At 61.3% G+C, this 13,779-nt stretch carries 15 protein-coding genes; 13 read left to right on the top strand and 2 right to left on the bottom strand.

Going from position 1 to position 13,779, the window contains the following annotated elements:
- Positions 1-43: 43 nt before the first annotated feature.
- Entirely contained in the window at positions 44-481 is a 438-nt protein-coding gene (locus tag FJ319_08200; protein ID MBM3934267.1) for a hypothetical protein, read from the bottom strand.
- A 189-nt stretch (positions 482-670) separates the two neighbouring features.
- Here FJ319_08200 and FJ319_08195 point away from each other — a divergent pair, with 189 nt between their 5' ends.
- From FJ319_08195 to FJ319_08145, 11 genes are all read left to right on the top strand, one after another.
- Entirely contained in the window at positions 671-1,201 is a 531-nt protein-coding gene (locus tag FJ319_08195; protein ID MBM3934266.1) for a hypothetical protein, read from the top strand.
- Positions 1,202-1,246: 45 nt separating this feature from the next.
- Positions 1,247-2,206 (top strand): universal stress protein, encoded by a 960-nt coding sequence (locus FJ319_08190; GenBank protein MBM3934265.1) that lies wholly within the window; start codon positions 1,247-1,249, stop codon positions 2,204-2,206.
- A gap of 3 nt (positions 2,207-2,209) precedes the next feature.
- Positions 2,210-2,908: a response regulator transcription factor gene (locus FJ319_08185; protein MBM3934264.1), complete on the top strand. Its 699-nt coding sequence runs from the start codon at positions 2,210-2,212 to the stop codon at positions 2,906-2,908.
- The gene (locus FJ319_08180; GenBank protein ID MBM3934263.1) at positions 2,905-4,677 is read left to right on the top strand and encodes a cell wall metabolism sensor histidine kinase WalK; all 1,773 of its coding nucleotides are present in this window, start codon (positions 2,905-2,907) and stop codon (positions 4,675-4,677) included. Before FJ319_08185 ends, FJ319_08180 begins: the two co-directional genes overlap by 4 nt.
- A gap of 14 nt (positions 4,678-4,691) precedes the next feature.
- Positions 4,692-5,279 (top strand): hypothetical protein, encoded by a 588-nt coding sequence (locus tag FJ319_08175; GenBank protein ID MBM3934262.1) that lies wholly within the window; start codon positions 4,692-4,694, stop codon positions 5,277-5,279.
- Positions 5,280-5,369: 90 nt separating this feature from the next.
- Positions 5,370-5,516 carry a hypothetical protein gene (locus FJ319_08170; GenBank protein ID MBM3934261.1) on the top strand — a complete coding sequence of 49 codons (147 nt, stop codon included), beginning with the start codon at positions 5,370-5,372 and terminating at the stop codon, positions 5,514-5,516.
- Positions 5,517-5,603: 87 nt separating this feature from the next.
- Positions 5,604-7,286: an FAD-dependent oxidoreductase gene (locus tag FJ319_08165; GenBank protein MBM3934260.1), complete on the top strand. Its 1,683-nt coding sequence runs from the start codon at positions 5,604-5,606 to the stop codon at positions 7,284-7,286.
- Between the two features lie 67 nt (positions 7,287-7,353).
- Positions 7,354-8,316 (top strand): succinate dehydrogenase iron-sulfur subunit, encoded by a 963-nt coding sequence (gene sdhB, locus FJ319_08160; GenBank protein ID MBM3934259.1) that lies wholly within the window; start codon positions 7,354-7,356, stop codon positions 8,314-8,316.
- A complete protein-coding gene (locus FJ319_08155) occupies positions 8,313-9,203 on the top strand; it encodes a heterodisulfide reductase (GenBank protein MBM3934258.1) in 891 nt (296 codons plus the stop codon). The genes sdhB and FJ319_08155 overlap by 4 nt, the downstream gene beginning before the upstream one ends.
- Before the next feature lie 289 nt (positions 9,204-9,492).
- Positions 9,493-10,032, top strand: coding sequence for a TetR/AcrR family transcriptional regulator (locus FJ319_08150; GenBank protein MBM3934257.1), 540 nt, complete (start codon positions 9,493-9,495; stop codon positions 10,030-10,032).
- A 25-nt stretch (positions 10,033-10,057) separates the two neighbouring features.
- Positions 10,058-12,280 (top strand): MMPL family transporter, encoded by a 2,223-nt coding sequence (locus FJ319_08145; GenBank protein MBM3934256.1) that lies wholly within the window; start codon positions 10,058-10,060, stop codon positions 12,278-12,280.
- Positions 12,281-12,382: 102 nt separating this feature from the next.
- On the opposite strand, the gene FJ319_08140 is transcribed toward FJ319_08145, so the two are convergent.
- Positions 12,383-13,009 (bottom strand): hypothetical protein, encoded by a 627-nt coding sequence (locus FJ319_08140; protein ID MBM3934255.1) that lies wholly within the window; start codon positions 13,007-13,009, stop codon positions 12,383-12,385.
- Between the two features lie 31 nt (positions 13,010-13,040).
- On the opposite strand from FJ319_08140, the gene FJ319_08135 reads away from it, so the two are divergent.
- Together FJ319_08135 and FJ319_08130 are read left to right on the top strand one after the other, a co-directional pair.
- Positions 13,041-13,406, top strand: a complete 366-nt coding sequence (locus FJ319_08135; protein MBM3934254.1) for a hypothetical protein — start codon at positions 13,041-13,043, stop codon at positions 13,404-13,406.
- Positions 13,407-13,621: 215 nt separating this feature from the next.
- Positions 13,622-13,779: helix-turn-helix domain-containing protein (locus tag FJ319_08130; protein MBM3934253.1), on the top strand; the 158-nt coding region annotated here is incomplete at its 3' end.

Below are 13,779 nucleotides of genomic sequence, written 5' to 3'. Positions count from 1 at the left end.
TTTCCATCGTTTCAAAGGAAGACCCGGAGGTTATCCAGTTGCGCTATTTCACAACGATCTCGCCCACCATGCCCAGGGCTTCGTGGGGAATGCAAACTACCTTGAAAGTCCCGGCCTTGTCGAACGTGAAGGCCTTGTTGACCGTCTTGCCAGCGTCAACTTCAACGTCCAGTTTCAGGTCGTCAGAGGTAAAGGTGTGGAACTCGGTCTCGGAGTGGATCACAAGGGTGGCCGCCTGCCCAACCGTGAAGTTCAAGGTGGCCGGAACGAAGGCGTACTTCTTCGTCGCGCCGCCAACGTCTCCCATTGTGATCCGGACTTCGTTAGCCTGACTGCCGCTGGGGGCGGTGGTCGCCGTAGGGGATGTGGCCGCGGGGCGAGAAGTAGCGGTAGGGTCTGCGGTGCTGCCACCGCTAGAGCATGCAACCGATGCGGCAAGTGCAAGCGCGCCCACCGCCGACACCATTATCCATCGCTTCATGGGACTGAGAGCCTCCTGTTAAATATTTCACGAACGGGTTCTATTCATTGTACGTTGTTTCATCCACACAAAGCAAGGCCAGGCTGTACGGCCGGATGGTCGACGGGAATCTTGACAAGTTCAGGCACAGAGGACTTTAATAGTCGTGGTTGGGTCTGGTCGACCCCATGTGCGGCAGGTGACGACAGAATGAACACCTACGGTGATGTCCGTTTCCGTGAGGAACAGAAGTTCCGACAGCCGTGGCTCTGGCTGCTCATGAGCATGTCCGTTTTGCCGGTCGTGCTGGTATTCGGCATCGGGCTTGTGATGCAGCTTGGCTTCGACCGGCCATTCGGCTCCAAGCCAATGTCGGACGCCGGCCTCGTCATATCCGCAATTGCCTGCTTCGCAATCTGCGGCGCCCTGACCGCGGGCTTCCTGTTCATCGGCCTTGTAACTGAAGTGACCGACGAAGCGGTCCTCATCAAGTTCAGCCCCCTGCTCCAGAAAACACTCCCGTTGAATGAAATCGCCAGCTGCGAGGCCAGCGACTATAGCCCGCTAAAGGATTTCGGGGGATGGGGCGTGCGGTACGGCTTCTCTAAGGGGTGGGCGTACAACGTGAGCGGCTCCAGCGGCGTCCAGATCGTTACCTCGGCGGGGAAAAAGGTGCTGATAGGCTCGCGGCGCGCCGGCGAGCTGGCCGAAGCCATCAATGCCGCTTGCCGTCGGCCTTAACCCCTTTTCATTCGCCTCCTTTTTGTCTACACTCCACTTACCTTCATGGAAAGCCGGGGTGCAAGCCGCGTGTTGACACGAATCCTCGTACCACCGGACGGCTCTTCAAGCGCTGAGCAGGTAATCCCTTACGCCCGCGGGCTGGCCCGAAGGCTCGGCTCCAGGATAGACCTTATCCAGGTGATCGAGCCGGCCAAGGCCGCGTCCGGCGCCCCGGGATCGGGGAGGTTGCGGTCTGACCCCAATGAGCGGCTAAAGGCGCAGGCGTATGTAAACGAGATCGCGGCCGGCATCAGGGAGGATAACGTTTTTGCCGAGGGGTTCGTTCACGACGGCGACCCGGCGGCCTACCTGGTGTCCCAGGCTTCCCGAGGCTTCGCAACTAACCTCGTAGCCATCGCCACACGCGGCCGCACCGGCATCGACCGGGTCATAAAGGGCAGCGTTTCCGAGAAGATACTCCAGGGGTCGATGGCCCCCGTGCTTATTGTCCACACCCGCCGTGCCGGTCCGCCGAAGTCCGAGGTCCTCTTCAACAAGATCTACGTGCCGCTCGACGGGTCCGAGGCCTCCGAGCGCGTGCTGCCCCCCGTAACGGCAATGGCTCGACAGCTCGGCATCGGCATCACGATGCTGGGCGTGGCTGACCGCCCCAGCGACCGGTTTGTCCCCGAGAGCGAGAAGTCCAGGCCCAGCTTCAAAGAGCACGAGTATAACGACACCGCGATCGGCTATTTCCAGAGCATGGTGGACATCCTGCAACGCGAGGGTATCTCCCCGGTGGACTACCGACTGCTTTCAGGCGACCCCGCCGGCGCGATACTCGAACTCATTAACGGGGAGATTCCGACCACTGAGGCCGAAGAGGCGAAGATGGAGAGCGAGAACCTCCTGGCGATAGCCACCCATGGCCGCTCGGGTATCCGCAACTCCCTGGCCGGCAGCGTGACGAACCGCGTCATCCGGAACACGCGCGGTCCCATTATGGTCGTCCGCGCGAGGTAGCAGGTGGCGCAGGAGACTGTCCTCATAGTAGAGGACGAAGAGAACATCCAGATCGCCGTCAAGTACAACCTTCAAAAAGAGGGTTACCGGGTGGAGACGGCCGCCGACGGTGAGTCGGGCCTGGAGCTCGCCCGCTCAATTTCCCCCCAGCTTGTCATCCTCGATGTCATGCTCCCCGGCATGAACGGCCTCGAAGTGTGCCGTTCGATTCGCCGGGACGCCACCGTGCCGATCCTGATGCTGACCGCCAGGGGTGAAGAGATTGACAGAGTACTTGGCCTGGAGATCGGTGCTGACGACTACCTCGTAAAGCCGTTTGGAATGCGGGAGCTCATCGCAAGGGTCAAGGCGCTGATCCGCCGGTCTACTGTTGCGGCCGCCTCGCCTTCGCAGCCCGCCGCCAGGGTCCTCAGGTCCGGCGACCTCGAGATCAACGTGGACAGCCATGTCGCCATGCTCCGCGGCAAGACGCTTGAGTTGAAGCCCAAGGAGTTTGAGCTGCTCACCCTTCTTGTTGAGAACAAAGGGAGGGTCTTCACACGCGAACAGGTGCTGGACAGGCTCTGGGGCATCGACTTCATCGGCGACATCAGGACCGTCGACGTACACATCCGGTGGCTGCGGGAAAAGATCGAGACAGATGACGCGAAGCCCGAGCGGATAATCACTGTGCGAGGCGTTGGCTACAGATTCGAGGGATGACTATGCCCAGGTCGCTCCAGTGGCGCATCGCGTTCGCGTTCACGGCGCTAATACTCGTCTCCATGGGGGCGGTCAGCGCGTACCTGATCGGGTATATTCGCGACAGATACACCGAGGACCTTGAGCAGCGCCTGAACGAAGTGGCATCCCTGGTGGCCCGGCACGCGGAATATGCGGTCAGGAGCTCTGCATCACCCTCCGATCTGGCCCAGATCGCGGTTACGGCAGGAGAAACGATCGATGGAAGGGTCACGATCGTCTCCTTGAACGGCGCCGTGCTTGGGGATTCCCATACGCCCCCTCTCATCCAGAATGACGAAGGGCTCGCCCCGGAGATACAGGCCGCGGTCGCGTCCGGACTGGGCAAAAGCACACGCAACGACCGGTATCTCGGCGAGGAGACCCTCTATATCGCCGTTCCGGCCGTAGTAGACGGACAGCCCGTTGCGGTGGCCCGCGCAGGCGTGCCCACGTCACGCGTGGCCGCAAACATGCGCCGCATAGTAACCACCGTAGCCGTCTCCGCCCTCATCGTCGCCGTTTTGGCCATCGCGGTTGCCTATCTGGTCGCATACCGGACTTCACGGTCTATTCGCTCCGTTACCGAGGGCGCGCGCAAGCTGGCGCAGGGAGACCTGGACCAGCGGGTGCATGCCCTGTCCGCGGATGAGACCCAGCAGCTCGCCGACGCCTTCAACCGTATGGCTGCCTCCCTTCGAGACATCGTGAGAGACCTGTCGGGGGAAAGGAACAAGCTCTCGGCCGTCCTCGAAACAATGGCGGACGGCGTGCTCGTGGTGGGGCCGGACGGCCGGGTAGAGCTTATCAACAAGAGCGCCGGGGAGATGCTCCAGGTAAAGGCGGAGGTAGTGACGGGCCGGCAGCTTCTGGCGGCGGTCCGCGATCACGACTTGAGGTGCCTCGTGTCCGACTGCCAGGAGAAAGGCGAGCAGCAACACGCTGAGGTGGAGGTGGCCGCAAACCGTCGAGTGCTGAGCAGCGTGGCGACGCCGCTGGCAGGCAAGGGCGGCGGCGCCGGGGTGTTGCTCACGCTGCATGACCTCACCCGCATCCGGCAGGTGGACGTTACCCGGAAGGAGTTCGTGAGTAATGTTTCGCACGAGCTCCGGACACCCCTGGCGTCCATAAAGGCCATGGTGGAAACGCTGGAAGGCGGCGCGATGGACGAGAGGGCTGTGGCCGCCGACTTCCTGGCCCGCATCCACAAGGAGGTGGACAGGATGTCCGGCCTGGTGAAGGAGCAGCTTGACCTGGCTGTTCTGGAGAGCGGCAAAGAAGTGCTCAGGCCGCGGCCGGTCGATGTGCGCAAGGTGGTTGAGGATGTGGCTGGCCAGATGCAGGAGATGGCGCGCGCCAAGGGCATCCGCCTCGAGACAGCCGTGCCGCAGGGCCTCCCAAATGTGTGGTGTGAAGAGGACAGGTTGAGGCAGGTCCTCGTCAACCTCTGCCATAACGCGATCAAGTTCACGCCGGAGAATGGCGTCGTGACCGTTTCTGCGGCGTCGAGGTCGGGGATGATCGAGGTCTCGGTCACCGACAACGGCATCGGGATCGCCCGGGAGCACCTTCCGCACATATTTGAGCGGTACTACAAGGTGGAGCGCTCTCGCCGGGATTCAGGGACTGGGCTTGGGCTTGCCATTGCAAAGCATATCGTGCTTGCTCACGGCGGTCACGTGAGCGTGAATAGTGCAGAAGGGGAAGGGAGCACCTTCACCTTCACGGTCCCGACGGCCGGCAAAGTGTAGAACGGCTGGAACACATGCCTGAAGCCCCTGAGCTTGAAGTCATCAAGGACTACCTTAACGAGCGTATTGTCGGCGCAACGATTCGGGAAGCGCTCGTGCTGAAGCCGAGCGTGCTGCGTTCTTTCGCCGGCGACTTCGTCACCGATATCCGCGGCAGGACCTTTGACGGCAAGGTGGAGCGGCGGGGAAAGTTCATGTCGTACCCGGTGTCAGGCGAGAGGCTGCTGCTGATCAACAACATGCTGACCGGCGCCTTTCAGTACTGCCCTCCCTCTGAGAGGAGGCTACGCAGCACGTGCTTTGTTCTGGGGCTGTCCAACGGGCTTGAGCTGCGGTATGTGGACGAGAAGCAGATGGGCAGGGTGTACTACCTGCAGCCGGCCCAGGTGGAGCTTGTGCCGCAGATCAACGAGTACGGGCCGGACGTGCTGGACGAGATTACCTTCGAGGAGTTCAGGCAGCGGCTGAAGCCGTTCCGCGGCGAGATAAAGGGCGTGCTGACGAACGGGCGGTTTATCTCCGGGATCGGTAATGCCTATTCAGACGAGATCCTCTTCGCGGCGATGGTATACCCTTTCAAGAAGGTCTCGAAGCTAAGCTAGCCCGAGCTGCGGCGGGTGCATGCGGCGTGTCGCAAGGTTGTGCTGGAGGCGACGGCTGTCGTAAGAGCACGCATTGGTGATAAAATTCACATGAAGATCAGGGACTTCCTGAAGGTGCATAACAGGGGCGGCCAGCCGTGCCCGCGATGCGGGTCTGCGATAACCGAGATAACGGCGAACCAGAGAATCACGAGCTACTGCAGGCGGTGCCAGCCGGGGCTGCTCATCAAAAGCTAGACACATATTGCGGTTTTCGTAGCTTGTACCACATCGTATCTGGTGGTATATTCCTGCCGGCAGCAAAGACATACGAGGCGATATCCGATGTTTGACCATGATGTACTTGTGATCGGCGCGGGACTGGCCGGGATGCGCGCGGCCCTTGCGGCAAGCCAGGCGGGCGTTAACGTGGCCGTTGTCACGAAGGTATTCCCCGTGCGCAGCCATTCCAACGCTGCGCAGGGCGGCATCAACGCCGCGCTGACGGACCGCGGCGACAAGTGGGAGGACCACGCATACGATACGGTCAAGGGCTCCGACTACCTCGGGGACCAGGACGCAATCGAGATTATGTGTAAGGAAGCCGGCTCCGAGATCATCAACATGGAGCACATGGGCACAATATTCAATCGCGACGCCGAGGGTAAACTCGGCGTTCGTGCTTTCGGCGGCCAGCGCCAGGCGAGAACCTTCTTCGTCGCAGACTTTACCGGCCAGGCGCTCCTGTACGTACTGCACGAGCAGGTCATGAAGTCCGGCGTCCGCGTATACGAAGAGTGGTTCGTCCTTTCCCTGATAGTTGAGGGAGGCGAGTGCTGCGGCGCTGTGGTCATGGAGATGAAGACGGGCGAGGTGCACACAATCCGCGCCAAGGCGGTCATTATGGCCACCGGCGGCATCGGCCGAGTCTTCGAGCCCAGCACCAATGCGCTCATCTGCACCGGCGACGGCATGGCGCTTGCCTACCGCGCAGGCGCGCCCTTGATGGACATGGAGATGATCCAGTACCACCCCACGACCCTGAAGTCCAACGGCGCGCTCATGTCCGAGGCGGCCCGCGGCGAGGGCGCTTACCTGATCAACAAGGACGGCGATCGCTTCATGAAGCGGTACGCGCCGAACATGATGGAGCTTGCGTCCCGCGACGTAGTTTCCCGGTCGGAGCAGACGGAGATAAACGAGGGCAGGGGAGTCAACGGTTGCGTGCTGCTGGACTGCCGCCACCTTGGAGAGAAGCTGATCAAGGAGAAGCTGGGCCAGATCCGCCAGCTCGGAATCGATTTCGCAAATGCCGACATGATCAAGGAACCCGTGCCCGTGCGTCCGGGCATGCACTACGTGATGGGCGGCATCCGCACCAACTACGACGGCCTGACCTCGATACCAGGCCTGTATGCTGCGGGAGAGACGGCGTGCGTGAGCGTGCACGGCGGCAACCGCCTGGGCGCAAACTCGCTCCTGGACACGCTCGTGTTCGGAAAGCGGTCCGGTCAGCACGCGGCCGCGGGCGTCAAGTCGAAGCAACACGCGGCAGGCGTTACTGACGCGTACTCAGAGGCTGAGAAGAAGAAGATCCAGGCGATCCTGGACCGGCCCGCGGACGGCGGTGAGCTGTTCGGCAAGGTCCGCCAGGAGCTGGGCGAGACGATGAACAAGTACCTTGCGGTCTTCCGGGACCAGCAGGGCATGGAGACGGCCCAGCGGAAGGTGAAGGAGCTCAGGATGCGGTACGAGAAAGTCATAGTTCACGACAAGGGCAGGACCTTCAACACGAACCTTATCTTTACGCTCGAGCTTGGCTTCATGTTTGACTGCGCGGAAACGGTCATCGTTGGCGCCCTCGAGCGAAAGGAAAGCCGCGGCGCGCATACCAGGACCGATATGCCCAAGCGCGACGACGCCAACTGGCTGAAACACGTTGTGCAGTTCCGAACGCCCGAAGGCCCCAGGATCGAGGACCAGCCGGTGAAGATTACCCAGTGGCAGCCCCAGGTGCGGTCCTACTAGTAGTTGGCAGTTGGCAGTTAGTAGTTGGCTAACAGCCGATGCAAGTGAAACGAAACTTCGAAAGGGTATGACGATGGATGTAACCCTTAATGTAAAGCGATACAACCCGGATGCCGCCAAGCCCGCCTCCTACAACCAGGAGTACCGGATTGACCTGGAGGACGGCTCCTCGCTCCTGGACGGCCTGATAAAGGTTAGGGAAGAGATGGACGGCACCCTGGCGCTGCGCTGCTCGTGCCGGAGCGCTATCTGCGGCTCCTGCGCGATGCGCGTCAATGGCCGCGCGGTGCTGGCCTGCAACACCAAGATGAAGGACGTGATGCCGAAGGACGGCTCCCCGGTTAAGGTTGAGCCTGCCGGCAACATGGGGGTCGTAAAGGACCTCATCGTCAACTTCGATGTCTTCTGGGGCAAGATCAAGGCTGTCAAGCCCTGGCTCCAGCCAGAGGGCCCTGTCCCGCAGGGCGAGTACCTTGCTCCGAATGAGGCGATGTTGCACCTTGCCGGGGTTATGGGCTGCATCATGTGCGGCGCCTGCGTGTCGGACTGCACGGTGCTTGAGGTGGACAAGAACTTCCTCGGCCCCGCAGCGCTCGCCAAGGCGTACCGGTTCGTCGGCGACCCCCGCGACGCGCACGAGAAGGACCGCCTGAAGGACCTGACGAAGTACGGCGGCATGTGGGACTGCACGCGGTGCATGCAATGCGTGCAGGTCTGCCCCAAGGGCGTGGACCCCATGGGCCGCATCATGAAGATGCGCGACAAGGCCCTTGCGGCCGGCTACAACAACACTTACGGCGCGCGCCACGCTCTGGCATTCACGGACCTGGTCAGGCACGGCGGCCACCTGGACGAGCTGCGGCTCCCAATCAAGACATTCGGCATCTTCAACGTGAAAGAGATGCTCAAGCTCGCACCGATTGGAATGCGCTCGCAGATGGTCGGCAAGGTGCCGCCGCTGTTCCCCAAGCCCATTCCGGGCATCCAGAATGTGCGCCGGATCTTTGAGAAAGTTGAGGCGAAGCGATGAAGTACGCCTTTTATCCGGGGTGCGTCGCCCGAGGTGCCGCGCCCGAGCTGTTCGCGTCCACTATCGAGGTTGCACGGAGGCTCGGCATCGAGCTCGATTACGAGCCGATGCGCGGGGCGTCCTGCACCGGCGCAGGAGTGCTGCAGGAGAAGAACCAGCGTCTGGGCGACACCCTGAACGCGCGCACATTCGCCATGGCGGAGAAGGCCGGGCTGCCGCTTATGGTCATATGCAGCACATGCCAGGGCGTCATGTCGCAGGCGAGCAAGCGATTCAAGGACGACCCGGCGTACCTTGCCGAGATCAACAAGGACCTGGCAGAGGAAGGGCTCCAGTACAAGGGCACGGTTGAGCCCAAGCACCTCCTGTGGGCGATTATCGAGGACATCGGCATCGACAAGCTGAAGGCGCAGGTCGTCAAGCCGCTGAAAGGGATGAAGCTTGCGCCGTTTTACGGGTGCTACATCGTCCGGCCGTCGGCGGCGCTGGGCTTTGCCGAGCACCCCGAGCGCGAGGACTCCCTGGAGCAGGTGATAAAGGCGGTCGGCGCAGAGGTGGTGGACTTCCGGGGCAAAACGCTCTGTTGCGGCTTCCCGATATTGACTATTAACCAGAACAACGCGCTGAAGATGGTTGCCAATCACACGCTGGAGGCGAAGGGCAACGGGGCGGACGCCATGGTAACGCCGTGCCCACTCTGCCACCTGAACCTGGACGGCTACCAGCCCGCAGCGGCGGGGCTTCGGAAGCAGCCCATCGACATGCCGATCATCCACCTTCCGCAAATGCTGGGGATGGCTATGGGCATCGAGCCGAAGGCGCTAAAGCTCAACAAGCACCTTGTCTCCACCAAGAAGCTCCTGTCGGACCTGGTCCTGGCGCCGTAAAAGCGGTTCACGTCCCCCGGCCCAATGCAGTCTGACCGGGGGATGGCTATTTCCTGAACTGAAGGCCTTAAACAAAATAATTATTCGCTTTGGGAAATTGTCACCGAATGGTCACTTCCTTTTCCGGCTCCGATGGTATGATTCCTCATATCGATGGGATTCCCCGTCAAGTCTGACACAGAGGTGACACATGCCCAAGGTAACGTAAGCGCACCTGGAGGCACGGAGGCAGCAGATACTGGACGCGGCATTTGCGTGCTTTGCGCGCCAGGGCTTTCACCAGACGACCATGCAGGACATCTGCAAAGAAGCGGACCTCAGCCCGGGTGCAGTCTACCGCTACTTTGACAGCAAGGAAGAGATAATCGAGGCGAGCTGCGACGCCTGCCAGCAGCAGAACGCCACCGTCATGGAGAAGATGACCCAGCAGGGCGGGCCGATCGAAATGCTGGACGAGCTCGTCCGCCACGCCTTTTCGGGGCTCGGCAAGGAAGGTTATGAGGACCAGCTCAGGCTCAACCTCCAGTGGTGGTCCGAGGCCGTGCGCAGCCCGCACCTGTGCGATCTCCTGAAGCGCTCAACTATCACCCCGTGGGTGGAGGCGCTGTCCGGAATAATCGTCACAGCGCAGCAGCAGGGGCGCATTAACCCCGTGGTGGACCCGGAGTCCGCCGGCAGGGTGTTGCTGGCGATGTGGCAGGGGCTCGTGCTCCAGAAGGCCATGGAGCCGGACATGGATGTGCAGAAGTACCTTACCGTGGCCAAAACGATCTACACGGGGACCTTAGCGAAGCCCATTCGCAGTGAGCGGGGCAGCGCGATTTCATAGTCGCACCCGACCTCAGGAGGAGTGAGTGAAGCTGTCAACAGAGTCCCTGGCCCGCGCCAGCAGCCGTAGGCCCTGGGTTACCGTTGCCGTTTGGGTCCTGGTAATGCTTGGCTCCGGCGCCCTGGTGGCATCCATGCTCCAGGGCGCCCTGACAACGGAATTCGACTTCACCAACGAGCCGGAGTCGAAGAAGGCGGCGATCCTCCTCGAAGAACACATGGACCTCAACCTGCGGAAGGCGAATGAGGTCGTCATCGTCCGGTCAGACTCACTGACCGTGGACTCCCCGGAATTCCAGCAGCAAGTCAGCTCCGTCTATTCCAAAGTTATGGCCCTTGGCCCATCGGTAGTCGACCTCGGTTACAACTACTACATGACCGGGGATGAGTCGCTCGTTTCTAAAGACCGTAGGAAAACGATTATTCCGTTTGTTATGGCAGGGGACCTCAGCGACGCCCACGACAATGTCCACCAGATAGTAGATATCGTCCACGAGACGGACGCGAGCCCACAGTTCGATGTTCTGATCGTCGGAGACGCTAGCATCGCGGCGGAATCGAACGAGTACGCAGAGAGGGACCTCCGCCGCGGGGAAGCGTTCGCCATCCCCATTGCCATCGTGATCCTTGTCCTGGTCCTCGGGGCCGTCTCAGCGGCTTTTATTCCCCTGATGCTGGCAGTTGTGGCAATTGGAATGGCCCTCGCCATGACCGCCCTCGTGGGCCAGGCATTCGAAATGTCGTTCTTCGTGGTCAACATGATAACGATGATGGGTCTGGCGGTGGGTATCGACTACTCCCTATTCATCATCGCCCGATACAGGGAGGAGCGCGCGAAGGGCAGGGATAAGCTGGACGCCATCTCGGCCTCGGGCGCCACGGCCGGCAGGGCCATATTCTTCAGCGGCCTGACCGTGGTCCTGGCCCTGGCCGGACTCGTGCTGGTGCCAGGCACGATATTCAGGAGCCTTGGAATCGGAGCGATACTCGTCGTCATCGCCGCCGTGCTTGCCACGATGACGCTCTTGCCGGCCGTGCTCTCCATCATGGGCGATAAGGTAAATTTGATCCGCATCCCACGAATCGGGCTCAGGACGAAAAAGGCCGAAGATAACGGGGGCGCCGGCGGGTTCTGGAACTGGGTTACCTACGCGGTCATGAAGCGCCCATGGGTGTTCCTGCTGATCACCGTCGGGGCGCTCGTCGCGGCCGCGGTGCCGTTCAAGGACATTGAGACCGGATTCAACGGCATCAGCACCTTCCCGGACAGCTCGAAGCGCAAGGCGGCGTTCGCCATACTGGATACGGAGTTCTCCTTCGGCCGGGTCGCCCCTGCGCGGATTGTGGTCCATGGCGATATCGCTTCGCCCGAGGTCCAGGCTGCGATTGGACGACTTCGCGATGCGCTCTCACGCGACCCTGCCTTCGTGGGCCCTTCCACGGTGCAGCCTTCGCCCGACGGCGCAATTGCGCTGGTCACTGTCCCCGTGGCGGGCGACCCGGGCAGCGAGGTCTCGGTGTCGGCGATCAAGAGGCTACGCAGCGACATCCTTCCCGCCGCGCTCGCCGGGACGACGGCGACAGCGCTTGTGACAGGCGCCACGGCGTTCAACGTGGACTTCTTCCATATCACAGACACCTACATGCCCATCGTTTTCGCGGTGGTGCTGAGCCTCAGCTTCGTGCTGCTCACCATCGTGTTCAGGTCTATTGTGGTCCCGCTGAAAGCGATCATCATGAACCTGCTTTCTGTCGGCGCAGCCTACGGCCTGGTTGTGCTCGTGACGCAGAAGGGAGTCGGCGCGGAGTTGTTAGGACTCCACCAGTCTCACATCATCGACGCGTGGATCCCGCTATTCCTGTTCTCAGTGCTGTTCGGCCTTTCGATGGACTACCACGTGTTTCTGCTCAGCAGGATCAGGGAACGGTATGACATCACGAAAGACAACGCCGGCTCCGTGGCCTACGGGCTGCGGTCGACGGCCGGGCTGATAACCGGGGCAGCGGTCATAATGGTCGCCGTCTTCGGCGGCTTCGCGGCGGGCGAGATGGTAATGTTCCAGCAGGTGGGGTTTGGCCTTGCCGTCGCTGTATTCCTGGACGCGACGATTGTGCGTTCGGTGCTTGTGCCCGCGAGCATGAAGCTGCTCGGCCACCGGAACTGGTACTTCCCCAGGGCGTTGCGGTGGCTTCCTGACGTGCGTGTAGAGGCTTCGGAAGCACCCGAGAATAAGGTACACGCCAAGTAGCCGGTGGGAAAACTCAAACAAAGGCCCGGGCACCCTATGTGAAAAGGATGCCCGGGCCTTTTTGTCGTTCACAGAGTGACCGGAGTGCCCGGTCCTGGGACGTTACTGGACCGTGAACTCTTCGACCATGCCGAGAGCGAAGTGAGGCGCGCCGCCGGCCTCGTCCGGCACAAAGCAGAGCAGGACGAAGTTTCCGGGAACGATATCGGCCCGGAAGTAGCCGTGCATACCGTCCGCCATGGCCTGCATGCCGCCTACGAAGACGCCGGGAGGCGGTCCCGGAGGAGCGCCCGGCTCGAATGCGCCAAGGAAGTCCTCAACGGTCTTGCCCGGCATGAGCTGCACAAGAACAGCCTCATGGTCCTGCTCGCCCTCATTGTTCGTCCTGAAGACGTGGCTGCCCGTTGTGACCGCCTTGGAAAGGGCGAACGAGAAGTCCTTCACGTCTACCGTGATATCGGCCTCAGGCTCTTCGACCTTCTCAGCTTGCGCGCCTGCAACCGTCAAAGTCTTCATCATCCCCTTTGCAATGTGCGGAACGCCCTGGGCGTCCGGGATGACGCAGATCAATACGTAATTGCCCTCTTCCATCTCGATGGTGGCGTTAGATACGCCGGCGGGCATCGCGACGCCCGGGCCGCCGGTCGCGGTCAGCCACTCGGGCGTGGTTGTAGCCTGCATTGCGGCTATCAAGTCGGCGGTAGTCTTGCCCTCATCCATCTTCAGCATCTACATATGGTGAGGCTCTTGCCCGCCGTTGGTGAGCGTGAACTCCGTAACGCCGGCCGGGATCGTGTCCGGCCCGGCAAAGCTGTGGTCCACTGCTGTGAAAGCAGCAGCGCCCGACTCAGCCCCCGGCGTTCCACTCGGTGCAGGTGTGCCGGTTGCCGTTGCGGCCGGCGTATTCAGGGCAGCTGCAGTCGGCGTCGCCGCCGGCGCAGCAGCCGTCGCCGTGGGTGCGGCAACTGTTGCCGTGGATGCGGCGGGTATAGATGTGGCCGTGGGCGCCTCGCTGTCATTGCCATTGCTGCATGCGGTGACGGCGAAAACCGCCAGCGCCGCAGCCGACACTCCAATAACCTTCCTGATCAACAGAATCCCTCCTTGGAGAAACACAAAATTTTGAAGCTGTACAGCTTCAAGTTTACGACCCAGTAGTAGCCCCTTCACCACCCAAATGGACCAGGCGAGATTACGTTCGTTCGGTTATGAGCCGACCGTCCGTCCGGGCGGGGGTTTGCAGAATAACAACAGGGGGCACCGAGGTCAATTTGTGGAATTCGACATGTCTTTGCTCAGTGATATTGTCAGTAGGTAACTGCTCAGTGAATATGTCAGTCCATGAGAGGACTACATTTGACCGAGCGAGAAACGAAGAGAGCACAGATACTGAACCTTGTTCTGGAGGGGCGTTGCGAGGCAAGTAAGGCCGCTGAGCTGATGGGTGTCAGCGAGCGACATGTGTGGAGAATGCTGTCCCGGTACAGGCAGGAGGGCCT

The organism is SAR202 cluster bacterium (genome assembly GCA_016872355.1).
Taxonomy (GTDB): Bacteria; Chloroflexota; Dehalococcoidia; order Lucifugimonadales; family VGZY01; genus VGZY01.
Note: the sequence above shows the minus strand (reverse complement) of the source record. Positions and strands in the feature narration are given on the sequence as shown.